The following is a 23,733-nucleotide window of genomic DNA, read 5'->3' as shown; positions in this document are numbered from 1 at the left end:
AATGCCGCATATCGCCAAAGCACAATTCCCCCGAATTCCCCGCATTCGCTGCTGGCCCGATCTCAATAATCTTTCCAAACCACCGCGCGGGTGTCCCGTCCCTCGCAGTTGGGGACCGGGGAGGAAAGTCCGACCTACCCAACTCATTCCTGCAGGTCGCCCATCTCCTCTGTTCCAGCCCCACCGAGCATGCCCCAGATCCGAGGTAGACATCTCGCTTTTGCGACCTGGAATTCACGTATCCATCAGCCTCCAAATTGCTCCACAACACCACCGGCGGGCAGTAATTACCATTCGCTGTAACAAGGCACAAATGCCCATAATTCTCGGCAACTGGAATCGCATGCAATCACGGTACTTCCAACAAACCTCGCCAACCCCTCGCAGTTCACCCAAAAGTGTTCTACGTAGAGCAATTCTGCTCCGCAAAACCCGGCCGCCAAATTGCTCCACGTGGAGCAAAATTTGCACCCGTAGCGAAGATTCCCCAATCACCAAAATTGCTCCACGTGGAACATTTCTCCACCCCACACCGTACCCACCTATGCAGCCCTTCAGCCCTGACCCGAAGGAGACACCATGCGCAGCTTCGCTCCAGCCTCCAAATTCGCCCTCGCATACGCCCTGCCCTTTCTCCTGGCCATCCCCCTCCACGCCCAGTCCTTCACCACCGATCATTGCCATGGGGACGAAGGCAACACCAGCAACAACAATTTCTTCGGCGGCCACGATAAGGCCTGCGAACTCCGCCGCGCCACCCTGCCCCTCGTCAACGGACAGATCAGCGTCTCCGGCAAAAACGGCGGCATCGAAGTCATCGGCGAAGACCGCCACGACATCGCCCTCGAAGCCCGCGTGATCACCCAGGCATCAAGCACCGACCGAGCCGAATCTCTGCAAAAGGAAATCAAAATCCTCACCGACGGCACCATCCACGCCGAAGGCCCCGCCTTTTCCAATGGGCTGTTTGGCTTCCTCGGCGGAACTAGCTGGTATGTGAACTACCGGCTCCACGTCCCACGCCACCTGGCTGCCCAGCTCCATTCCGAAAACGGCGGCATCGACATCTCCAACGTCGATGGAGAGATTCACGCTGAGACGACCAATGGCGGCCTCTCCCTCCACAACCTCGCCGGAAAAGTTCACGCAACCACGGTAAACGGAGGCCTCGATATCTCCCTCGAAGGCACTCAGTGGCAAGGCGAAGGACTCTTTGCCAAATCCACCAACGGCGGCGTCTCAGTCAAAGCCCCCGACGGCTATTCCGCCCATCTGATCGCAGCCACCGTAAACGGAGGCATCTCCGTAGCCTTCCCCATCACAATCCACGGCTCAGTCAGTCACCACCTCGACACACAAATCGGCCAGGGCGGCCCAACGATCGAGCTGGAAACCACCAACGGCGGCGTCTCCATCAATCGCGGTGAAGTGGATTAGTCCCTTCGTTTCGCGCTCTTTCCAAAGGGATGGGTGCCACGACTGAACGGGCTTGTCCCGGTCTTAAAGATTCGCGCCGAACGCCAGCAATCGCCCGTCGTAATCTTTCGCCACAAACTCACGCGCGCCCCACGGCGTATCGCCAAGTTCCCGCGCAAACTCCACACCCCTGCTCGCATACTCGGCATGCAGCGCCTCCACATCGTCGACCGCGAGATACGCATCCAGTAGCTCATCCGCATACTTCTCCGGATTGGCGGTCGGCGGTGCTGCGCATCGAAAATGAATCGCCTGCCCGTCCCGCGCCACAATCGCATACACCGGCGGATCCATCCAGGTCCCCTGACAAGCAAACCCAAGCTTCTCCTCGTAATAAGCAAGCGTGCGAGGAATATCCGTAGTAAAAAACTGAGGCGCAATCCGTCGAATCATGCACCAAGTCTACGGCTACTCACGATCGATAGCAGTAGCTTTTCCAGGTGATCTTAAGACTCCCGCACCGAACACTGGTCCCTGCGAAAACTACACCCCAAACTGCCGCAAATGATGATCCAGATGCTTATGCATCAGCTTCGACCACTCCTGCGGCTTCAGTGCCCCAAAAAACGCATGCGGATGATTCGTACACCCATTAGGCCCCGCAGCTGAAAAGCGATCGATCATCCCGCATAGCTTCCGCTGCTCCTCCGCAAGTTCCCGCTCGTCCGAGATCAGCAGTTCCTGGGCAGTCGGTGAATTGCGCCGCATTGGCTCGCCATCCTTCAGCGCCATCGGCTTTATCAGAGGACCGAGAATGCGCCCCATCGTTGCTCGCGGCGGCTTTACGTCGCCTAGCGCCATCTGCATGCTCACCGTACAATGAGCAAGCATCTGCGCCGCACTCATCTTTCCCCATTGCCGCTCGCACTGCGGCCCCAGCTGCAGCACACGCTGCTTCACCTTCTCGGCTTCGCCTACATCAAACATGCACTCCATAAACCCTCCGCCACAAACCTCTCAGCCAAACCTGCTCTCCATCCTTAAAGATTCGCTCCAAATGCCAGCAACCGCCCGTCGAATCATGCACCAAGTCTACGGCGTCCTGATGATCTGCAGGAACTTCTCCAAAATCGCACTTCTATCAGCCTCTGCACTCACCGTTACTCCAACACATTGTGAAGCCAAACCACGGACCAAAGGGTTTGTTCCGGTCAGCCAAGATGCGCCATGAGCAAACGCTATACTGAAAACAGGCGGCGGATCTTCGACGTTTTCTACCCCTGCGGAGCATGTGAATGGAGCAATCGCAGCACTCAGATCATCGCGTCTGCGCGATAGTTGTTACCTACCATCCCACTTCGCAGATGATCGATAATCTCACCGACATTCTCGCTCAAACTCAGGGGCTAGTCGTAGTCGACAACGGCTCTGGCGCATCCGCAATTCAGCGGCTGCGAGAAGCAGGCGTGAACCAGTCTTTTCATCTGATTGAAAATGACGCAAATCTGGGACTTGCTGAAGCCCTCAACCAAGGAGTGCGCTGGGCAAAGAACCAGGAATTCCCTTGGGTCCTACTCTTCGATCAGGACAGCAGAATAACCCCAGGGTTCGTGGATCAGATGTTTACTTCTTTGGAATTAAATCCGCAACGCGAGCATATTGGCGCAATGCATCCGAAGCATATCGATCCCAGTACCGGCATCGAGCCAAATGTTTTTCGCGCATCCGATGGAGGCCCTGTCATCTCAATGACTTCCGGCGCCTTGATGCCAACGTGGATTTTTGACAAAATCGGCTTGTTTTCGTCGGAATATTTTATCGATCAAATCGATATAGAGTACGGGTACAGAATCCGTGCCGCAGGTTATGTTAACGCTGATTCGAGAAAGGCTGTATTAATCCACAGTCCGGGACATCCGAAAGATGCATCTCTAATGGGCTTTAGCTTTAAGCCAACTTATCACAGTGCTGGAAGACGCTACTATTTAACCCGAAACAGGTTTGCCGTTTATCGCAAATATTTTCGTGTTTTTCCGAAGTTTATTTTGCGCTCAGCATATTTCGATATCAGAGAGACTCTGAAATGTCTTATTGCTGAACCTGATCGTTTTCGTAAGTTTCGAAATATCTTACTAGGAACTTACGATGGTATCGCCGGACGTATGGGAAGGCGCAACTCTCTGTGAGAAGCTCCGATATAGAGGTACGCCGCAAACCGCATGTTGCTTGCATTGTCCTGAATTGGAACGGCGGCCGAGATACAATCGAATGTCTTAACGCACTAAGCGGGTGCGCTTATCCATCGCTAACAGTCATTGTTGTGGATAACAATTCGACAGACGATTCTGTCGCCAGAATACGAGCTGCCCACCCTGATATTCCTTTACTTCAAAGTGGTGCTAATTTAGGTTTTGCAAGTGGCAACAACGTGGGGATCCGCTATGCTCTTGAGCAAAAGGTTGACTATTTATGGTTGCTGAATAACGACACCAAGCCGGCAGATAACGCATTGTCAGCACTTGTCGATAAAGCTCTGTCCGATGAACGAATCGGGGCTGTTGCTTCAGTGTGTTACTACGCTAACAACCCCTCTATGGTTCAAATCTGGGCCGGTGGACGTGCGAATCTTTGGATAGGTTATACACCTTACAGTACTCAACCACGCACCGATGATTGGTTTCATTGGCTTAACGGCACGAGCCTGCTGGTATCCGTAAAAGCCATAAAAAATACTGGCTTTCTAGATGAACGTTTTTTCCTCTATTGTGAAGATTCAGAATTTTGCCTACGTTTACGAAAAAGGGGATGGAAACTCGCAGCCGCGCCAACCTCTATCGTGCTCCACAAAGTGAGTGCGAGCACAGGCGGCAACAGGCTTCTGTTTGACAGGTACTCAACCGCGTCGACGCTGCTGATTTTGCAGCTTCATTCACCTGCGCCATATCTAGCGATGTCTCTGTTTCTTTTGGTGCGATTTGCAAAACGTCTCCTGAGATTTCGATTCAAGCGCTGCTGGAGTGTGTATCTAGGAATGCGTGATTATGTCAGGACTCTCTCAGCTTCGCCAAACTTTGTCGAGACAAGACGTCCTTTTTTAGCAGCACCAGCCACTAAGGATACTCAACGCGAGGCAGATAGATGAATGACGCGTATGATAGCCCAAGTTATCGTGTGCTTGTGCTATTTGAAGTAATTTTATTTTTGTTGGTTCTTGCCGATGGCCTGCTTCCTCAGATGCAGATGTTTCTATTGGGAGGACAGGTGCTGGTGGGCAGTGTACTTGTCAAACCGATTCTTTTGATTGGCTTAGTAATCGGCTGTCTTTATCGTCCACAATTAAATATAAGCAGCTTACCAATGATTTCATGGTTACTTTGTATTGGCTTCTTAGTGGCTGAAATCGCGTATTTAATAATTGCCTGCGACATATCCTTAATTGATATCCTTAAATCTTATAATTCTTATTACCTTTTGCTACTGGCCGGTCCGGCGGCAGTTGAATTTCGAAATATGGTTTCCGAAAAAACGATCAGCCGGTCGGTTATAGGTCTATTTCTGGTATGCGCGATCATTGGCATCGCCCAGCATGTGCTAAACAAACCTCTTCTCTACACTGAAAGCTCCAATGGCGCCTTTCAAGTACAGAGCTGGGACTTCTTTGGTGAAGTGAGGGCCTTTAGTTTATTCTCGTCGGGACTCAATTTTGGCCTGTTTTGCTCGTTGTGCGGCGCGTTAGGCGTTGCCTTACTCCGTAACAGCCCTTTAAAAGGATCCCTTCTCTGGGTCCTTGCCGCAATAGCATGCTACTCCACCCTGACGCGAGTATGCTATGTAGTCTTTGCTTGTTCGAGTGCATCCGCTTTCGTCTTGACTTTCGGCAAAAATAAGCGTCGTGGGCTTTGGCATCCTGCCCTATACTGCGCACTGGGAATTTCCACCCTACTCTATGGGTTGAATTCAATAGCTACAGGCAACACTGGTGACCTTGGCAGTAGCATATCATTAATAGATCGAATCAATGAGTGGACTTACTATACTGATCTTATAACACATTCAACTCTTTCTCATCGCCTCCTGGGTTTCGGGATATTTCAAAGCGATAAGCTAACTCAATTAACCCCAATGGCCATCGATAATTTGCTGCTGGGGCTGGTTCTCCATATCGGCATGTTGGGACTCTTGTTATTTGGGGTTCTCATGACCAAGATGTGGCTTTACCTGCGCCACAAAGCAATCACTGATCGGCAACCATTCGTCATTGCGGCAAGTAGTATGTGGGCAGCACTACCGTGTGCAGGTCTTTTCAACTTAGACCTGGCCCCTTTTGGCGTTGCGTTTGCTTTAGTGATTCTTTGCAGAACAGGAAATGGATACGATTATTTTATAGATATGAAGCCGCACAGATAACAAATACTGTCTATAGCATTACGTTGAACGGATAAATGGTACACACAACTCAAAATCTGAGGTACACTATTAGTCATGCGAATCGCAAAGCATATTTGCTTGGTGCGAAAGCTAGTAGGCGCGGCGATACTCCCTTGGTCTATCTGGAAAAACTGGCCCCTGGCAAACTCCTGCCGAAGGGACTTTGGTATATTCCTGAATTTGAAGATCTTGTATTTACCAACGGAGCCTGCAGTCTTTAGACGTATCTCACTTTACTTTCCAAAGCCCTTCCAGATGAATCGTGTTATTGACATTGCATACGAGAACAGACTCGATCTGAACATTCACAAAGGTTAGCAAAAATGAAGGCTCTCATTGTGAAATTTGGCCAGATCGGTGACGTCATCATGGCCATCCCAGCAATACATGCGCTTCACGAAAAGGGATTTGAAGTACATTGGGTGTGCGGTAAATCTGTTAAGCCCCTGCTCGAATGTTATTCGTGGATCACGCCGATCACGACTGACGATAAGGGAATCCTCTTTGGGAAACCTGTAGATCGGATTCGGGGTATTCTGAAGCTATGGCGCGAGATTTTGTTTCGAAGGTTCGATCTTTGCGTGACACTGTATTATGATCAGCGCTACCGCCTCCTCACATTGCCGGCCTGGGCGAAGCATAGGATTTCTCTCTCTACACAATTACGCTTCACTAATTTGATCGCTGGACGCCATCATACAGATGAATATGCCAGGATAGTTCTTGGAATCGACGACAGTTGCCGCGAGCAGAGTGCTCCGCCAGTCAGCCCCGACCGTCTGCCACCTTCACCACTTCCAGAAAAGACCGCGTTGCGGCGTATCGTTATTGTCCCCGGAGGCGTTCAGCATCTCGTTCGAGAGCAGGCTACAGGGCATTTGCCTGCGCAAACCCTCCGCCGCTGGCCTATCGAAAACTTCGTAGAGCTTGCCAGGAATTTGGCTGACCGAAATTGTGAAGTCGTGCTTCTAGGGGGGCCTGGAGATGAATGGATTAGACCATATTTCAATGACATCACAGCTATAGACTGCATCGGTACACTTTCGTTGCCTGAAGTTGTGAGTATGTGCAGTGCGAGTGATGCTGTTGTAACTCACGACACGGGACCTCTTCACCTGGCGGGCTTAAGCAACGCCTGTCTGGTGGGAATTTTTGGCCCCACAGATCCGGCAACACGCGTGCCACGGAGACCTTACACTTTGGGTATATGGGGGGGGCAAGGATTTGCTTGCAGACCTTGCTATGATGGTCGCGAATTCGCTCCTTGTACTTTCAACGGATGTATGCACCAGGTGACACCTGAATTAGTTCTGGAACAAATAGACATCCTCTTAAGCGCCAAATCGAGAGGCGTTGAAATACTTTGGCGAACCATTACGCCGGAATCTAATTTGATCCCAGTCACTAGCGTGAAGCAGAGCGAGCGGAGGAACTAGCTCTTTCTGATCCTGAAAGCGGCGCGCAATTCGTTCAAGCGGAAACGATTTAGAGGATCCGCGTTTAACCGTTCTTGTGCATTAAGCACAAAACACCAGCTACAGATCAGAAAAAAACCAAGAAATGTCGCTACGATAACGGTCAGCGTTCTCTTCGGAAAGGACCGCTTATCAGGAGGCACAGCCACATCGGCAACTTGAACAATTGCCCCTTGTTTTGCCTCATCGAGCTTGGCCAGCTCAAACTGTCTGGCAATAAGCTCTTCTATTGTTTCGTCATACTTCAAATCCCGTAATCTGCGTAAATATTCCATTTGCGCCTGCGGAATATTACCCTTCGGAACGATAATGTCAGAACTCGTATTGGAGTCCGACCCAGCAAGTTTCTCCAGTTGCCCCTTCAAAGCCGCGAGCTGTTGCTGTGCTATTAACACTTGTGGATTATCACCTGTAGCATAAGACTGCATAGCTTGCAGCTCAACTTCTTTTGCGGCAATTTGCCCGCGCAGCAGTGCGGCCGACTCAATCAAAGATCGAGCCTGGCTATCCATTTGCAGTACACCCGTTTTTTGCTCTGTCGACTTCATCGCTTCTTCAGCGTTGGTGAGATTATCGTTTGCCTCACGCAATTGCTCTTCAAAGAAGAGTCGCCGCTGCGCAGCTTCCGTCACCGCTAAGTTTGCCGATAGCCTCTTGTATTCCCCCACATAGCCATTGGCTAAATCAGCCGCAAATTTAGGATCTTTGTCAGTCACGTCGATTCGGATTAAACCATCTTTGGAACCTAAAGATACTTTTGCGGCATGTTCCAAAGCTTTGCGCGTATCGACCATTGTCTTTGTTTTATAACGTTGCATCAATGCAAACCGCTTCACTACGGACTCTTCAACCGTACGCGTTTGAAACAGTGACACATACAAGTCACCTGAATTCTTAATTCCCAAACCGGCCCCAGCCACGGCGGCCAAAGACGAACCACCCCCCATTTGACTAAGCAACGAAGAACTCAGCGATGAGTTTTGTGATGGCGGCAACACTACAGTTTCTGCTGTATAACGGCTTGGAAGAATAAGTACGATGATTGAAGTAAGTACAGCCACCCCAAAAGTCACCGCAAAAATGAGCTTACGGCGCTTTGCAAGGACAATGAGTATATCGAGAAAGTTAATTTCCCCAGCCTTCTCTTTCACGGCATATGCATCTAAAGCTTCTTTTATGTATACGTCGGGCTGGTCGCTCACGTTGGCTCCGTACCCTATTTTAGCAACGGACCGACGCACAAATTGAAGTCTTTTCTAATAAGGAATAGTCTCGACCGAAATACCAGAAAATTTGAATATTCCATATGCAGAACACGGCATCATCGCACAAAGGCTTTAACGGTGATGCATTGCATTCCTGACGACGCTCCACGCGGGCGGACGGAGTATTCGCTCACGACAGCAGGAATAATGAAGGTCTCGGCATAGTGCACGATAAACGGGTCGAATGCCTTCGTTGGGCTTTCTACAATGACCTCATCACCTTCGACGAGGTTGAGCACATTCACGGTTCCATTCGGCATATGCAAGACTGTGTCGCTAAATATGTGCCGTCGAGTCTCGATAAACTCGCTCTCGTGCAGGCCAGTTTTCTCCTCACGCCATCCGTTTCCCTCCTCGATCAGTTCGGTGCGATTGATCAGTTCCTTCCTTACCCATTCGGTCGTACGATCCCACTGAATATTCTTTAAGCCATCTTCGATATGAATCGGACGAGGTTTACCGTCGAGCCCCAACCGCCCCCAATCCCATAGCTTGAACGTGAAAATGTATGGCGTAGCGCTGATCTCAAGCACCATGCTGTTTGCGCCAGAACAGTGGATTGTGCCTGCAGGAATCAGAAAGTGATCGTGCTTTCGTGCCTCCCAGCGGTTCACATACTTTTCCGCATCAAATTGAATCCTGCCTTGTTCCGCTTCTCGTAGTTCCTGAGCCATCTCGGATTGAGAGATGTGTTCCTTCAGGCCAAGGTACACGCATGCATCTGACCCGGCATCGAGCAGGTAGTAGCTCTCGTCCTGTGTATAGGCCATGCCGTATTTCTTCTGGATATACTCCGTCAGCGGATGGACCTGCAGCGAGAGGTTGCCGCCGCCCATCGTATCAAGCAAATCGAAACGGATCGGGAACTCAGCGCCAAAACGATCCATGATCGCTCGGCCCAGAAGCGCCTCAGGCTCAGAAAAAACCAGATCGATTGCAGGTATTTGGACTCGATACTTCCCAAATCCCAATAGAAGACTATTCTCTTCAGGAACGCAGTCAAAGCACCACGCGTGGTTGGGCACATCGCAAGGAAGATCGCATACCTCTTCCATCCAGTGACCGCCCCATGGGCCGGGATCGAAGTACGGCACAACGCGAAAAGGCTGATGGGCAATGGTCTTCAGCGCTTTGCGAAAGGCCTCGCCAGTGATAAGTTTCGGTTCCAGTGGCTTATTTAGATCGAGTAGAAAATTCAGCGTCGGCAGCAGAGTTCTCTTGTGAGCATCAGCCGCTCGCCACTCAACGAAGTAGCCACATTTGTATTTGGCTGAGAACTCCTCCTCTGTATTAGCCAATCCCAGGTTGCCGATTTCGTTGCGGCGCCATCGCAGTTGAATTTCCCAGCGAGCGAGATCGGCATAGACAATCGGCGTTGTCTCGGAAACCAGAAACGCAGCGCCGGTTCCCACGACGATCACCGGGTTTCTGAGCATTGCCTCTTCGATTGCATCTCGTTTGGCGCTCAGCTCCTCATGATCAAAATAATTCTCAAGACGCAGATCGCTCATGCGTCCAAACACTCTATCTGTTCCAAGCAGAGGACGTAGCAATGTTTCCAGCTTTGCAGGCGATTTCAAACATTCTTCCGCGAGAAACACCGTTGCATCCGGTAGATGGTTTTGCAACGCCCGATGTATTTCCGCGACATTCGTGCCTGGATAGCATTCGATGGCCAGCACGCGATGCTCGCGTAAAGGCTCAATTATTCGAGCGGCAACCGCGCTCCAGCCAACACTGCAATCATCTTCTGAACCCACAGGTATATATGGAAATTTATCGTAATTCGATCGACGGCTCATACCAGATCCTCATTCAGTAGCGGAATAGCTCCAAGTAACGCGGCATCTGTTCCTAGTTCAGCCGCACAAACTTTCGGCGTACCCCATGTCGTCCATGCGTAGCTTTGAACATGCTTCTGCACATAGGGCACAATTACATCGCCGCTTTGCATCACGCCCCCGCCCATAACGATCACTTCGGGGTCATAGGCATGAACAAGTGAGACCGCATTCGCAGCCCAGACTTCAAGACAGCGCTGCCGTGTGGCAATTGCAAGCGCATCGCCGCGTTGCGCCTCTTCAAAGAGCATCCTGAAATCCAGGATCTCTGCTTGGGACAAAGAGCTTTCTTCAAAGCCCTCGTCTTCGCGGATGATTTGAGGCAAGGACCATCCGCTAGCCTCGGCCTCGGCACAACCGATGTTGCCGCATGCGCATTTTCGTCCGCGCCAATTCACGGTGAAGTGGCCTCCCAGACAGCCTCCCTGCGAATGTGCACCACGCAGCAGCCTGCCCTGCATCATGGCGGCTCCGCCGATTCCAGTGCCGAGAGTCATCATCACCACATCGTCTATTCCACGCGCCGCGCCTGCATGTTTCTCTCCGAGCAACGCCATGCGCGCGTCATTCTCGATCCGAAGCGGGATGCCAAACGCGTCTCTGCACCAGGCGTCAAGGTTCAGCTCCTTCGCGTCTTCGTATTTCTTGAGTGTTGAGATAATGCGCCCGGAGCGAATATCGATGATTCCGGGAAACCCCATAGACATCCCGATGCATGAAGATGCGTTGGCATTAGCTTCCTGCAATAGCGTCCGCAGGGTCTGCTCCATCTGAGGCAACAATGCTTCAAGACTGGCCGCGCCTGCGGAACTGATCGTTCTACTGGCGCGAATATGTTCGTCATCTACCACGGCGCATGCGATATGAGTTCCACCCATATCGAGGGACAAAGCAAGCATTCGATATACCTCTTACAACCTCAAATAACAAGCCTGCTTGAAAGAGCCAGGCAGAACACAGCAAACACCAGCAGAGATACGCCGATCCACTGAATGCGCAGTGGCGCGGCGCCGCTTCCTTTCCATTCGCCCGTAAAGATGCCCAGAAGACTCGCGGTGATCACAATAAGTGACATAAACAGCGGCCAGCCAAATACTGGCCCCCATGAGCCAAGTACAGTGATCGAGACCCCATATAGTACTGTGCTGCCAAACCAGAAAACCGCCATGATCAACGCCAGCAGCCAGTAGGCAATGCCTCCACCGCTAAACTTTGATGTTGTCTTATTCGCCCGCAGCAACCACAGGCAATAGAGGAGATTTGGAATTGCTCCCGCAAGCATGAGCGGCAGCCACACCGCATTCGATGATGCAAATGTACTGGCTCCGAGAGACCGCGCTGTTTGCATCAGTGGAGCACCAAAGGATATCCCAAAATTGACGAACGACGCCCCAAGGCCACAGAGCAACGCGAACACGATTCCCAGAGAACTACGACGATTTGGCAAAGCCTCCACGCGAGTTGCACGCTCACGCTGTTTGCCCGCAACGGCAGACACCGCGACTCCAGCAATCATCAACGCTACTCCGGCAATTACACCGTGGCCTGCAGACGTCTTGAGGCTGTCGTGATGCTGTTGCAATAACGGCACAAGCGAACCAACGGCGGCTGAGGTTCCCATTACCAGAGAAAATGTAAGCGCAATGCCTATTGCATCAATCGCGAGCCCGAAGAGCACCTGAGCGACTCCCCAACCTGCACCGAAAAGAATTACCTCGACTAAAACACCTGCGGGCGCCGAGGAATATAGCTCCCCAATTTTGGATACAGTGCTCACCGTGACGACAAAAGGAAGCACCAGCAAGGCAAAGATCGTCCACGCAAACCAGGTGTTTTCCCACGCCCATTTGCGCGTAAACTTCATGGGCAACGTAAAGCACGCATTGATTACCCCCGCCACTACCAAAAGCAGGAAGCCCATCACGAAGCCGTCGTTATTCACCTTCTTGTCTACCTCCTGCGATACACGCATCTGGGGGCATAACTCGTATAAGAACTTGCAACCAGCGCACTTTCACGAGTGATATGCTCTGGTTGTATGCCTCCCAAAACGGACAATCTTGTTGCGCGCCAGGAATATATTCTCCGCCAACTGCAGGAGACGGGCGCTGTAACGGTCGATAAGCTCAGCAGTCAGCTAGGGGCTTCGATCGCAACGATACGAAGAGATCTTGAAGATCTGGAAACACGGTCTCTTCTGCGACGAACGCGAGGCGGCGCCGTCGCCATTGGCCCTCTGTTTTATGAACCGTTCCGTCACGATGCCTCCTTTCAGGATCGCGTCAGCAGCTTTGCTGAAGAAAAGCGCCGCATCGGAATCGCAGCAGCGAAGCTGGTACAGACAGGCCAAACTGTGGCATTGAGCGGAGGCACAACTACAACGGAAGTGGTCCGCGGCTTAAAGGGGTTGAGCGGCATTACCATCATCACCAATACCGTCAACGTTGCAATGGAGCTTAGCAACAGAAAAGACATTGAAGTCATCGTGACCGGCGGACATCTGCGTGGAAACTGGTTCACTCTGGTTGGCCCTCTTGCAACAAACGCGGCAAAAATGATCTTTGCGGACATCATGTTCATCGGTGTCGACGGCATCGAAGCAAAACGTGGACTAACGAGCACAAATCCAGCAGAGGCAGAACTGCTGCGAACACTGGAAGAAAACTCGACGACCAAAGTTGTCGTAGCCGATCGCAGTAAGCTCGGCACAATCAGCAAATTTCTCATTTGCCAAAGCAGCGAAATCACGATGCTGATTACAGACTCGGGAGCAAGCGATAAAGCGATCGCTCCGTTTGCAAAACTTGGTATTGAAGTGATGCGAGTTTGATTGGCTCAAACCGCATCACTTCTATGCCATCGATCATGTTTAATCGTTTGTCTCGATGCGTAAGGTGATCAGTTCCAGCCCTCCTATCGAAACCTGTTTTCCTGCTGGCTCCAAAGGCTCTTCGCTAAGATTGCTGCGCGAAATTTTGATCGATTCATTTCCCTCCCAGGCAATCTCCGCAGTACGATCCTCACCTGAAGCGCCAAACAACCGCACAATCCAGGCGTTGCCATCGGCACTTCGCATACACTCCTGTACCAGCACATCCTCGGGAGTAACACGCAGCTTCATCGCCGAAGGCGAAACGATGCCGGCGTTGGACGCTACCAGCGGCTGCGACAACCCCGTTGCGAACCGGCTAGCCTCCGCGGCGTTATAGCCCGCATGCGGACGTACTGCATATCGAAACTCGATAATGCCCTGCTGATACGCGCGATAGTTCGTTCCCCAATGGTTATTGATCGCCCATGAGTAAAACTTCTGCGTTGGCTCGATGTGCTTTCGCCATATCTCAGGATGTGTTTGTGAACCAAGCATTGTCGCAGACACTTCACCGACTTCGATCAACGGTGCGTCGAGCGTTGCCCACGTAACACCACGCTCTCCGTTGGCAACATCTACCCAGCGCCCAACCGGAAGCCAGTTTTTGCAGGAACCCGGAAGCTGATCGATCTCTGGACGCATCACGCCGAGCGGAATGTCTACGTGAATCTGCCCTCCATCCACCGCAAACGGAAACGCAAACTGCACGCTTTCTTTCGACTCATGCTGCGCAAACTCTCCGCCCTGATTTCCCTCGCCTGGATGCGGATTGAGAGGCACGCGCTTCTTGTCAAGAACGTTGGACATTTCAACCCAGTCTGCGTGCGCCTTGAGAGACACCCGCCGAACCAAACTATTGCAACCAGGAGCCGACGACTCGATACGAAGCGTCGCGACCAGTGGCCCCGGCTCCTCCATCGAGATTTGCACTGCACCACTCGTCTGCAGTTTGGATATATCCTTCCCCTCAAGATAGAGATACTGATTCGCCGCCGAGCTTTGGCTTGTATCGATGAGATTCCTTCCAGTCCCACCGTGTACAAGCTCAACAATGTCGCCGGTCTTGCTATCCAGCCGCACACGCAGCAGGTCATTGTCCAACACGCCTTCATGCACGGCTACTTTTTTCCCAGCCTTATGTGGCTTGCCTGCCGACAGGTGATATCGCGCAGAGCCGAATGCTGGAACATCTTCGGCGAGGAAAGCGAGCTCTCCAGTCGAAAGACGCTGTGAAGGAACAGAAGCGCCGTGCGCGCTCTTGACATGATCCTTGCCAGCTGACATTTCTTTCGAAAGAAGCACCACATCGGTTCTTGGCCATGAGTTCGAATTGTGTATATCGATGGCCGAAGAATCCGCGCCACTCGCATAAGCCTGCAACACACTTTCCAGCAGCTTTTTTGACTGGCTGTCCGCGTCCAGCGCAAACTGGCGTTTCACCTGCCACTGCTTTGTCACAAACGGATTCTCCGAATCCGACACGCTGTTCCAGGCGCCCCATGTGTGCTCGGAATAAAGCAGCACATTTCTCCATGCCTCATGAAAATCTGCGGACACATACGCCTTCGGCGCGAGCATCGCGGCCAGAGTCGATGCCTGCGTGATGCGCTCCGCTGCCATGCGGCTCAGGCTTGTTTCTACGGCAGACGATCCAGCGCCATCCTCCCAGTACGGCGTCAAATCTCCTTTGCGCTCGGGAATCTGCGATCCATAGCGCTTTTCAAAGGCAGCAAAGGCATCGCCGGTTCTGGCAATCGTGAACTGCGGCCACTCGTACTCCGCATTCCATTTCTTTATGAACTCGCATATCTCCGGATCGGGCACTGCATTGTCCCCATGTCCCGACCAGCGAATGTAGGAGATCTCATACGGGAACGAGACTTCATCCAGCCTCGCCTGATATTTGCTCACCCATTCGGTATCGAGCTTCATGATGTGCGACATGGCATAGCCTGTCCACGGAACCCAGAAGAGCACCTTTTCTTTGCCCGAGGGTGATACCCACCAGAAAGGCCGGTCCTGCCACGCAACCATGAAGTCGCCAATGCGATCGAAAAAATTAGGTGCAGCGGAAAAATAACGGATGCCGGCCTGCACCATCGCTGTGACCGTGCCCCACGTATATCCAGGCACATCGCTGATCATCGCGGAATTCACAGGCACGCCACACTGCCTGCCCAGTTCATTGCCGAAGCGGAACAGTTGCACAAGCTCTTCAGGACGGCAAAGGCCGGTCAGTTCATTGGCATACATGCCATTGATACCGATCCATCCCTTGCGAATAGCATCGACCAACTCGTCGCGCTCTGCCTGTGACTTTCTGCGCATGTACTGATCCGCGCCCCAGAGCACTTCAAGATTCCAGATAAACCGCGCGCCTTCCGGATAGCTCGCTGTGTTTCGCGCAGCCTCAATTCCTCTGGTGATATTAGCCATCTGCTTTTCAACGACGTTGGCCTGCAGATCGGTATACCCAAGGTCATGATGCGAGTGCGGTAGAACGTAGATCTGCACTTTACGCACCGGCTCAATCTGAATCTCAGCAGACTGCGACTTGCCGCCGCATTCGCATGTAACAACAGCCTTGCGCGCGGCGCTGACAGCATCCGTATAGACCAGGAATGTCTGCGCACCCGCGGAGAGAGTTCGCCGATCTACCTCTTGCTGATCTACGCGCGTGATGCATTCCGCACTTGCTGCCTGCGCGTCCACGGTGATCTGTATCGGCTGCACCTGCTTTCCATCGCGGCGCATCAAACCGCGAATCGGCATCGCAAAGCTGGCCTTCTGCTTAGCGTCTTTGTCTTGCCCAAATGCAAATACGCGCGGTTGCCATGAGAAAACCCCAGCAGTCGCAGCAAGTCCCTTGATAACATCACGTCGTTTCATGGCTCGATAAGCCTCTCTCGTTCAATGCTTGAGGTGTGAAAAGCGGTTTCATCGAAACCAACCCGGGCAGCTCCGTTCAATCACAACGCTTCCGAGCAACTGCTCCCACGAATTCAATGAAGTAGCTTTCGAAACAGAATCCTAACGAGGGATATGAGCGATTGTCAATTAAATCATCACAAATCAAGCATCGATCCGCTTTTTTCAATCACAATCCTCTACGTCGCCCGTTTTCTTTTTCCGCAGGTATGTTCCGCCGTATAGCAAATGGGCCAATAGGTTTGGAAAGGATCACGGCAATGGCAACCGAAATTCAGGCAAATCTTTCAAACATTCCTTGCTTTACAAGAAGGCAGTTCGGGGGAAATCGATTACTTCACATTTGCTGTTGCCCGGACTTTGCTTGTGTTTTTGACCCGTATCGTTCGCATCAATCGCTGCATGCACCTGCTCAAAGTCCTGTTTCTTTTCTCGAAAACGCCGTGCACTTTGAACGGGATTCTTTCGTGTTCACAGGTTTTCTTCCATATCAGGCCAACAGACCGATACCAGATTCAGATCATTTGGAAGGAGAGGGATCGTTCCGGAATAATTTTGCAGCATGGGCTCATTGAGAACGACTGGAATCGCGAAGTTTTCGCGCCAAAGCACCATTCTTTGGCAATCTGCCAGCTCTTTAAACATAGGAGCGCCCTCATATTTTCAGATCTTCGGCACCAGCTTGCCGTGATCCTGGAAATAGTGCGCAGCTGCGGCAATTACATAAAGCTGGTAGGGCACTCTTTGCATGACATCAACCCTGGGCGTGGTCGATGCTTACAATTGATTCTTGATTCCTGCCAATTCGCCAAGTGGATGAGTGACTCAGCCTGTTATCGCTGGCCGGCTCTTGCAGGGTTTCCTCCGACCGTAGAATTTAGGTTTGAGTTTGCTGGCAAGGTGTCAATCTCATGCAGGCGTTCCTCGCTATGGCTAGTTCTCCACCCGCCAAGCCAATAAAGTCGTTTGCACCGCGCTGGCATTCATGTTCTGCGTGCCTAGCAATAACTCGAAGTGAGGAATGCTATGGTCGGGATTCTCGATCTTCTTCAGAAATGGGAGCAGCTCTGCATCGTCGTTGATAAAGTCCCATGCTCCTTCGGTGCCAGACATCGAGGTGCCCTCGATAATCAGCGTATTTCCGTCTCGCGAAAGATTGGGGAGATAGGCGATCAGGCCATAGACGCGTCGCTGGGGATCATTACGCGCGGAGTCCCATCGAGTTGGTTCGCCGTTCTTCGGAAACCGGTTCTGGACCGAAAAGACACCTGCCTGATAGTCGTTGTGAAAGGTGAAGTTCATGGAGCGTTCAAAGAGTGTAACCCAGGGATTAGACTCGTTCGCACCCAGCAAAATGGCGTTGCCCGACTTCAAGTCGTTAGGACGCACATCCCGCGCGTAGCGCACATGCATCTCACTGTCGAGAGTCTTCGCCTTTTGTGCCAGATTAAGGACGACATTGAGATCGACGATAGATGTATAGCGCCGACTGGCAATATCTGTCTCCCAAGCCTTGGTCGAAGCACCAGGAACGGTTGGCGGAGCGTTGGCCGGTGCAACGCGATAGCCGCCTTGCAGATACTCATCGAGCCCGAGCATCTTTCCCGTCATGTTATGGAAGATGACGAGTCCTGAGTCCGCCGGAACGACCATCGTTGGACGGCCCGCAATAAAAATTTGGCTCCAAAGAGGATGCGATTTTGAGACCACCGCATCCTCAGAGTGAAGCCTGTGCCGATCACGAAGTACTTGAGCGGCTACGATCACCATCAAAACAGCGCAAAGCGCCCATGGCAGCCATCGCCAGCCAGACCATCCTTTCGAGAGAGGTGCAGCCTCTTGCGGTGCTGCGATCGGCTGCGCTGGCAGGACTTCTGGGTTTGCCGTAGGCAACTCCGTTTCACTCAGAGTAGATATTTCTTTCGGCTGGAGCTCTGGCCGCGGTTCGAATACCGGCACATAGCCACCACGCGGAATGACGAGCCGCACCGGTTCATTTGCGCCCTCTTGCTGGAAGTAAAGATCGAGGCGCTGGCGCAGGCGGCTGGCCTGTGTGCGAACGATCCCATCGATCGTCGAATCGTAATCGCGCGGACGCCCAAAGACGGCGTGACCGATCTTCTGCTCATTGATTTCGGACTCACGCCCCTTGAGCGTCATATCGCAGACATAAGTAAGAAGCGCGATGAGCCGTGCGCTGCGAGCAAAGGTGGGCGAGACTACGATGCGGTCAACGAGCTCGCGATGCGCGCGCCTCTGCCAGCCAGCCAAGAGCTGCGAAGTCTCTTCGGCTGCCGAATCAGCCACATGCACTTCGCGCTTGGCGCCGATCATCGCAGTTCCTCGAACATCTTGTATTCAAACAAGGCTATGTGAATAAGAGATAAACGGATTTTGTAATCGTGCATTCACTGTATCGGGATACATGGGCAACAGGTAGGCATATGAGAACAATACGTTTATGCCATGTATCTGATAAGTCGCGGTGAATTCTGTACGGAGATTCTGGAATGCCTGTTAGTTGTAAACCTGCGCCGCGCAAATAACGCATCAAGGCCTGCGCGGATACGTCTGGAGAAGCCGTGGCTTATGGTCCTGCCTATATCCAGACACAAATTTGATGGCTGACATACATGGATCAACACATTTTTATGGAGCGCACGCAATGATCTTGGAGTCGCACGATCGAAAGAAAACCTGGGAAAAGGCGAGACTATCGACAATCGCTCGATTCGCTTTGCTTCTGTTTGGGTTCGTTGGATTTTTATTCAACGCCAGCGCGCAGTTTGATTCAGGCGCTGTGCTGGGAACCATTCATGATCCATCGGGAGCGGCGGTTGCCGGGGCAACGGTGGAATTGACGAGTGTTGCGAAGAGCGTCAAGGTCGTCCGTCAGACGGACGGATCAGGAAGCTATGAATTCGACAGCGTGCAGCCGGGCGAGTACACGATCTCGGTGACCGCAGACGGATTCGAGATATCGAAGACGGATGCCTTCACGGTGAACGTGGGTGCGCGTCAGCGCGTCGATCTGGCGCTTAAGCTCGGAGCCATCAGCGACACAGTTACAGTCACCGGAGCCGCCGCGCTGCTCGAGACAGATACCAGCGACCGTGGCGAGACGATTCAGGGCGCCGAGGCAGTCGCGCTTCCTCTGAATGGCCGATCCTATGCTGATCTGGCTCAGCTCACACCCGGCGTTCGCCGTTCGTTAATCGCCACAGTGGCCTCGAATCCGCCGCGCGACGCTTCCTATGACGTCAATGGCCTCACCTCCATGGATAACAACTTCACTCTGGACGGCATTGACAACAACGCTTATCAGGAAGCCAACCAGGGTTATTCCAACGAAGCGGTGATTCCCTCCCCCGATGCGCTGCAGGAGTTCAAGGTGCAGACGGACAACTATTCGGCCGAATACGGCCGGGCCGGCGGCGCAATCGTCAACGCCAGCACCCGCAGCGGTACGAATGCATTTCATGGCGGCGTTTACGACTACCTGCGGAATACAAACCTCAATGCTTTCGGCCCCTTCGAAGGAACTGGCGTAAAGCCCACGCTGGTGCAAAACCAGTTCGGTGCAACCTTTGGCGGTCCGGTACTTAAGGACAGGCTGTTTTTCTTCACCGATTATGAAGGGCTGCGCACCGTAGCGCACCAACTCACTACAGCGACATTGCCCACTCCCACGGAACTGACCGGCCTCTTCACATCGGATGGAACAGCGGGTGGCACACCTGTGCCGATCAAGAATCCATATACTGGGGTGGTCTATGCAAATGGCCAGGTACCGCTTGACGATCCGAATATCGATCCCGTGGCTTTAGAAACCTTCAAATATCTTCCTGCACCAAACATCCCGGGCGCCGCTCTAACCGCCGCTAATTTTCAATACCTGCCGGCTGCTACGACAACTGACGATAAGGGCGACGCACGCGCCGATTTCATTCTCAATCCGAAACAAAATGGATTCTTCCGCTACAGCCAGCGCGCCGTTACGTATTACCAACCCGCGCCGTTTCCAGGAGCAGCCGGCGGCAACAATAACGGAACCTTGTATGCCCGCACACGTCAGTTGGTAGCTGGATGGAACTGGGCTCTCACTCCCAACTCGATGCTCGAGCTTCGCTTCGGCCAGACATGGACGGACAGCGGCAAGAGCCCCATCTTCCTCGGCGCAACCAATTTCTACACCGCTGTTGGAATTACCGGTGTGAACATTCCCACAGATCCGGCCTACACCGGCGGCCTCAATGCCCAGGCGGTCACTGGCTTCACCGCCTTTGGCGAACAAACAACCAACCCGCAGTTCAACAATCCCACGCAATCGAACCCGAGAGTCAATTACACATGGAACAAAGGCCGTCACAGCCTCAAGGCCGGCTATGAATTCGGCTTGCTCAATCAGGCCATCTCGGACTTCCATCCCAAGTACGGCGACGATATTTACGCTGGCGCTTTCAGCTCAACTTTGGGGTCCACGGCGCAGGCAGCCAACCTCACTGACTTCCTCTTCGGAGCGCGCAATAACTACTCGCTCAACGCCTACAACGAGATCAACTACGAGCGTTATTGGCACATGGGCTATATCCAGGATGACTGGAAGCTGCTGCGCAATCTCACCATCAATGCAGGCCTGCGCTACGAATTCGTCTCGCCAAACTATGAGCAAAACAATGAACTGCTGAACTATGACCCCGTGAACATGCGGCTGTTGCACGCTGGCAGCGGCACAGATGTGACCAGTACCACGCCTGGACATATCTATACGTTGCACTATGTAGGCGGAAGCTCTCTCGCCGATCGTGGACTGGTCAACCCTGACTATCACGACTTCGGGCCGCGCCTTGGTTTTTCTTATCAGCCCTTAGCGAAAACAGTAGTGCGCGGCGGCTATGCAATCAGCTATGCGTATCTCTTCCGGTTTGGCGGAGAAGGCATGCTGGGTTACAACGGACCGAGTAACTATGATGCAACCATCAACCAGACACCAGGCGAAGGGCTCTGCGTCACCCAGGCAGGCTCCGTACAGGGTTCATTGACGCTCGATCCAAGCACCTGCTTCCGGCGCACACAGGATGGATATGAAAATAGCTTCGATGGACCGGTAAACTTCTCTACGCTGAAAGCGCAGACACGCTATCAGCTGCGGGATTTTAAGACCCCTTACGTCCAGTCCTATCACCTATCCGTGCAACAGGAACTGCCGTATCAGTTCACGCTGGAAGTTGCTTATGTAGGAGAGCACGCGGTACACGTTCCCGCTCTTGCAGACAGCAATCAGGCACGTACTTGCCTGCCGAGCGAACTTTCCGCCAATCCGTCGCTGCAAGGTGAGTGCGCAACCAATCTGCAGGGTCGCCGACCAATCTCAACCTTCACCGATATTCTGACCGAGACCAATCTCGGCTTCCTCGACTACAACTCGCTTCAGACAAAGTTGGAGCGCCGCTTCACCAACGGCGTCTTTCTCATCAATTCCTTCACCTGGTCGCACGGCATCAATAACTCGTCGGCTGATCTGGAAGCGCAAAATGGCGACGGTGCTGTTGTGAACATCTACAACCCCGCAGGCGATCGCGGACCTTCCGGATACAATCAGCCGCTCAACAATACAACCTCAGTCATAGCTGATCTTCCCTTCGGACACGGAAAGCGCTTTGCCGCAAACATTCCCGGCTGGCAGCAGCAGATTATCGGCGGCTGGCAATTAACCGGCATCAATATCGTGACCAGCGGTGTTCCTATTGACCTTACCTACTCTGCGAGCACAAACCAGATCGTATCAACCACCAGTTCGGCATACTCGTTGCGGCCCAATCTTACCAGCACACCTGGCGCTGTGTATGGCAAGACTCTCACCAAAACCACCAGTGCACTGAACGGCTATCTGGTTGAAGCAGGCGTATCCGTTCCATCGGGAACGCAACTCTTCGGCAACGCGGGACGCAACGATCTTCACGGGCCCGCCTTTGGTCAGTTCGACCTTGCCGCGCATAAGAAGTTCATGCTTCCCAACGATCGTTACAATGCCGAATTTCGCATCGAGGCCTTCAACGTTTTGAATGCAACCAACTACATCAGCCCTGGCTCTTCGGCAGGCAGCATCAACAGCACCTCTGGAGCATTCTCCGCCAGTGGCAGCTTTGGTCAATTCACTGGCGCAACAAGCGTCTATCCATCGCGTCAGGTGCAATTGGCTCTGCGGCTTGCATTCTAACGCCTTCGAATTGAGTAGGGGCGGTTGTCTGCATCTCACAACCGCCCCTCTCTCAGGCCTCAAAGCTTAGTGCCGGCAAGAACACAGCCCTACCGCTTCGGAAGGTTAAGATCGTTGAGACCTTTATATTTCTGGTATGCTTCAACCTTTTTGGCATCACCTGTATCGACAGCTATCTTTAGAGGAGCCGCCGTCTTTGTGACGTCCTGAGACGAAATGCCGCTGTCGATGGCGATCACACCTTTGCCGCCGGCATCCTTCGTATACGTGACTTGCCCCGTCCCGAAAAGCTGCTCCGAGCTCATGCTTTGTAGCACTTTGTCCATGTTGGCCGTCTGCTGATCGTCAAGATGAGAGACGACGTTCCCACCCTCAGCTTTGAAATGCATGGTCTTGGCGCCTATCTGCTCCTGAGCGGTGAGATTATCCATCGTGGCATTGACGTTCTGAATGAGCGCAATTTTGGCCGGGTCGCTTGTGCCGAGGTCCGTGTCTGCCGCACTTGCTTGTAGTGAGCTATAGAGTTTGTTGGCTTCGTCAGATTTACCCTCTGCCAGTAGTTTGATCACCGGAGCGTTCTGCTCAATCGTTCTCAAATCAGAAGGGTAAAGATTTGTTCCCTTGAGGTAATGATCTCTTCCACCTCCTGCCAGTTCATTCAATTTCGCAAACTTACCGAGAGTGCTGCTCGTGCTCTTTTCTTCCATGCTGCTTCTATTTTCCGGATCGTATGCCGTAAACTTCGGACCAAGTAAATCAGTTATCGTCAGGCCACTTGCGCCTTTAGCGTCATTGTTCTTCCGCTTAAACTTTCCCATGATTCCGCCGCCGACCTTGTCGCTGGCAAGAGCATTGTCCAGTCCAGATCCGGTGAGTTTAATCTGAACACCTGCTCCATCTTTCGATATCTCAAACTTAATCGGCTTGCCTTTCGAATCTGCGCCGAGATCCAATTGATCCAGTCCCTGCTTAACACCCTGTGCTTGCAGCCAATCCGCGCCGTTGACTGCGTCCTTAGGCGAAACAACCCTGTTCTGTTCAACAATGCTGGGCTGTTGAGCTTGCGCCGCGAGCATGACAGTGCCTGGTTGCAGCAACACGGTCAGGCCGTCATGCATGGCATGGACTCCGCTCGCAATCAAAATCGAATGCATTTGCGTGGGAATATCCGAGAGAACAGCGTGCTGCGCTTGCGTTCCCACTGAGAAGCTAAAAATGACGAGCGGCGTGAATGTGATGAATCGTGGAATGGGCCATTTCAGCATGAGCAACTCCTTAAGGGGCACTT

The 23,733-nt window shown here is 52.5% G+C and carries 17 protein-coding genes; 7 read left to right on the top strand and 10 right to left on the bottom strand.

What is annotated here, in order from left to right; translation table 11 throughout:
- Positions 1–579 precede the first annotated feature (579 nt).
- On the top strand, positions 580–1,437 hold the full coding sequence (locus OHL22_RS24120; protein WP_263342397.1) for a DUF4097 family beta strand repeat-containing protein: 858 nt from the start codon (positions 580–582) through the stop codon (positions 1,435–1,437).
- 63 nt (positions 1,438–1,500) lie between these two features.
- Here the strand turns inward: OHL22_RS24120 and OHL22_RS24115 are convergent, their stop codons facing one another.
- Together OHL22_RS24115 and OHL22_RS24110 are read right to left on the bottom strand one after the other, a co-directional pair.
- On the bottom strand, positions 1,501–1,869 hold the full coding sequence (locus OHL22_RS24115) for a VOC family protein (protein ID WP_263342395.1): 369 nt from the start codon (positions 1,867–1,869) through the stop codon (positions 1,501–1,503).
- A 90-nt stretch (positions 1,870–1,959) separates the two neighbouring features.
- Entirely contained in the window at positions 1,960–2,412 is a 453-nt protein-coding gene (locus tag OHL22_RS24110) for a DUF1569 domain-containing protein (RefSeq protein ID WP_263342394.1), read from the bottom strand.
- Between the two features lie 299 nt (positions 2,413–2,711).
- On the opposite strand from OHL22_RS24110, the gene OHL22_RS24105 reads away from it, so the two are divergent.
- From OHL22_RS24105 to OHL22_RS24090, 4 genes are all read left to right on the top strand, one after another.
- Positions 2,712–3,602, top strand: coding sequence for a glycosyltransferase family 2 protein (locus OHL22_RS24105; RefSeq protein WP_263342392.1), 891 nt, complete (start codon positions 2,712–2,714; stop codon positions 3,600–3,602).
- A complete protein-coding gene (locus OHL22_RS24100; protein WP_263342390.1) occupies positions 3,599–4,558 on the top strand; it encodes a glycosyltransferase family 2 protein in 960 nt (319 codons plus the stop codon). Before OHL22_RS24105 ends, OHL22_RS24100 begins: the two co-directional genes overlap by 4 nt.
- Positions 4,555–5,823, top strand: coding sequence for a hypothetical protein (locus OHL22_RS24095; protein WP_263342389.1), 1,269 nt, complete (start codon positions 4,555–4,557; stop codon positions 5,821–5,823). The genes OHL22_RS24100 and OHL22_RS24095 overlap by 4 nt, the downstream gene beginning before the upstream one ends.
- 344 nt (positions 5,824–6,167) lie before the next feature.
- Positions 6,168–7,280, top strand: a complete 1,113-nt coding sequence (locus tag OHL22_RS24090) for a glycosyltransferase family 9 protein (protein WP_263342388.1) — start codon at positions 6,168–6,170, stop codon at positions 7,278–7,280.
- Here the strand turns inward: OHL22_RS24090 and OHL22_RS24085 are convergent.
- The 4 genes from OHL22_RS24085 to OHL22_RS24070 all read right to left on the bottom strand — a co-directional run bounded on the left by OHL22_RS24085 (position 7,277) and on the right by OHL22_RS24070 (position 12,397).
- Positions 7,277–8,521 (bottom strand): GumC family protein, encoded by a 1,245-nt coding sequence (locus OHL22_RS24085; RefSeq protein ID WP_263342387.1) that lies wholly within the window; start codon positions 8,519–8,521, stop codon positions 7,277–7,279. The two genes, OHL22_RS24090 and OHL22_RS24085, sit on opposite strands and share 4 nt — an antisense overlap.
- A gap of 119 nt (positions 8,522–8,640) precedes the next feature.
- Positions 8,641–10,386, bottom strand: a complete 1,746-nt coding sequence (locus tag OHL22_RS24080; protein ID WP_263342373.1) for a class I mannose-6-phosphate isomerase — start codon at positions 10,384–10,386, stop codon at positions 8,641–8,643.
- Positions 10,383–11,324, bottom strand: a complete 942-nt coding sequence (locus OHL22_RS24075; RefSeq protein ID WP_263342372.1) for an ROK family protein — start codon at positions 11,322–11,324, stop codon at positions 10,383–10,385. The genes OHL22_RS24080 and OHL22_RS24075 overlap by 4 nt, the downstream gene beginning before the upstream one ends.
- 20 nt (positions 11,325–11,344) lie before the next feature.
- Positions 11,345–12,397 carry an L-rhamnose/proton symporter RhaT gene (locus OHL22_RS24070; RefSeq protein ID WP_263342370.1) on the bottom strand — a complete coding sequence of 351 codons (1,053 nt, stop codon included), beginning with the start codon at positions 12,395–12,397 and terminating at the stop codon, positions 11,345–11,347.
- A gap of 66 nt (positions 12,398–12,463) precedes the next feature.
- Between OHL22_RS24070 and OHL22_RS24065 the strand changes: the two genes are divergently transcribed.
- Positions 12,464–13,255 carry a DeoR/GlpR family DNA-binding transcription regulator gene (locus OHL22_RS24065; RefSeq protein WP_263342368.1) on the top strand — a complete coding sequence of 264 codons (792 nt, stop codon included), beginning with the start codon at positions 12,464–12,466 and terminating at the stop codon, positions 13,253–13,255.
- Between the two features lie 39 nt (positions 13,256–13,294).
- Here the strand turns inward: OHL22_RS24065 and OHL22_RS24060 are convergent, their stop codons facing one another.
- The 3 genes from OHL22_RS24060 to OHL22_RS24050 all read right to left on the bottom strand — a co-directional run bounded on the left by OHL22_RS24060 (position 13,295) and on the right by OHL22_RS24050 (position 18,559).
- Complete coding sequence (locus tag OHL22_RS24060) at positions 13,295–16,186, bottom strand: glycoside hydrolase family 38 N-terminal domain-containing protein (protein ID WP_263342366.1); 2,892 nt, start codon at positions 16,184–16,186, stop codon at positions 13,295–13,297.
- 510 nt (positions 16,187–16,696) lie between these two features.
- Positions 16,697–16,870: a hypothetical protein gene (locus OHL22_RS24055; RefSeq protein WP_263342365.1), complete on the bottom strand. Its 174-nt coding sequence runs from the start codon at positions 16,868–16,870 to the stop codon at positions 16,697–16,699.
- A 288-nt stretch (positions 16,871–17,158) separates the two neighbouring features.
- Complete coding sequence (locus OHL22_RS24050; protein WP_263342364.1) at positions 17,159–18,559, bottom strand: hypothetical protein; 1,401 nt, start codon at positions 18,557–18,559, stop codon at positions 17,159–17,161.
- A 331-nt stretch (positions 18,560–18,890) separates the two neighbouring features.
- Between OHL22_RS24050 and OHL22_RS24045 the strand changes: the two genes are divergently transcribed.
- On the top strand, positions 18,891–22,445 hold the full coding sequence (locus tag OHL22_RS24045; protein WP_263342363.1) for a TonB-dependent receptor: 3,555 nt from the start codon (positions 18,891–18,893) through the stop codon (positions 22,443–22,445).
- Between the two features lie 89 nt (positions 22,446–22,534).
- Here the strand turns inward: OHL22_RS24045 and OHL22_RS24040 are convergent, their stop codons facing one another.
- Positions 22,535–23,563: a hypothetical protein gene (locus OHL22_RS24040; RefSeq protein WP_263342362.1), complete on the bottom strand. Its 1,029-nt coding sequence runs from the start codon at positions 23,561–23,563 to the stop codon at positions 22,535–22,537.
- Positions 23,564–23,733: the final 170 nt, after the last annotated feature.

Source organism: Acidicapsa dinghuensis (assembly GCF_025685685.1).
Classification (GTDB): domain Bacteria; phylum Acidobacteriota; class Terriglobia; order Terriglobales; family Acidobacteriaceae; genus Acidicapsa; species Acidicapsa dinghuensis.
The sequence above is the reverse complement of the archived record's forward strand: the minus strand, read 5'-3'. Positions and strand labels throughout refer to the sequence as shown.

Coding starts and splice junctions, on each gene's coding strand:
- OHL22_RS24120 (WP_263342397.1), top strand. CDS start 580: ATGCGCAGCTTCGCTCCAGCCTCCAAATTCGCCCTCGCATACGCCCTG.
- OHL22_RS24115 (WP_263342395.1), bottom strand. CDS start 1,869: ATGATTCGACGGATTGCGCCTCAGTTTTTTACTACGGATATTCCTCGC.
- OHL22_RS24110 (WP_263342394.1), bottom strand. CDS start 2,412: ATGGAGTGCATGTTTGATGTAGGCGAAGCCGAGAAGGTGAAGCAGCGT.
- OHL22_RS24105 (WP_263342392.1), top strand. CDS start 2,712: ATGGAGCAATCGCAGCACTCAGATCATCGCGTCTGCGCGATAGTTGTT.
- OHL22_RS24095 (WP_263342389.1), top strand. CDS start 4,555: ATGAATGACGCGTATGATAGCCCAAGTTATCGTGTGCTTGTGCTATTT.
- OHL22_RS24090 (WP_263342388.1), top strand. CDS start 6,168: ATGAAGGCTCTCATTGTGAAATTTGGCCAGATCGGTGACGTCATCATG.
- OHL22_RS24080 (WP_263342373.1), bottom strand. CDS start 10,386: ATGAGCCGTCGATCGAATTACGATAAATTTCCATATATACCTGTGGGT.
- OHL22_RS24075 (WP_263342372.1), bottom strand. CDS start 11,324: ATGCTTGCTTTGTCCCTCGATATGGGTGGAACTCATATCGCATGCGCC.
- OHL22_RS24070 (WP_263342370.1), bottom strand. CDS start 12,397: ATGCGTGTATCGCAGGAGGTAGACAAGAAGGTGAATAACGACGGCTTC.
- OHL22_RS24065 (WP_263342368.1), top strand. CDS start 12,464: ATGCCTCCCAAAACGGACAATCTTGTTGCGCGCCAGGAATATATTCTC.
- OHL22_RS24060 (WP_263342366.1), bottom strand. CDS start 16,186: ATGAAACGACGTGATGTTATCAAGGGACTTGCTGCGACTGCTGGGGTT.
- OHL22_RS24055 (WP_263342365.1), bottom strand. CDS start 16,870: ATGTTTAAAGAGCTGGCAGATTGCCAAAGAATGGTGCTTTGGCGCGAA.
- OHL22_RS24050 (WP_263342364.1), bottom strand. CDS start 18,559: ATGATCGGCGCCAAGCGCGAAGTGCATGTGGCTGATTCGGCAGCCGAA.
- OHL22_RS24045 (WP_263342363.1), top strand. CDS start 18,891: ATGATCTTGGAGTCGCACGATCGAAAGAAAACCTGGGAAAAGGCGAGA.
- OHL22_RS24040 (WP_263342362.1), bottom strand. CDS start 23,563: ATGCATGACGGCCTGACCGTGTTGCTGCAACCAGGCACTGTCATGCTC.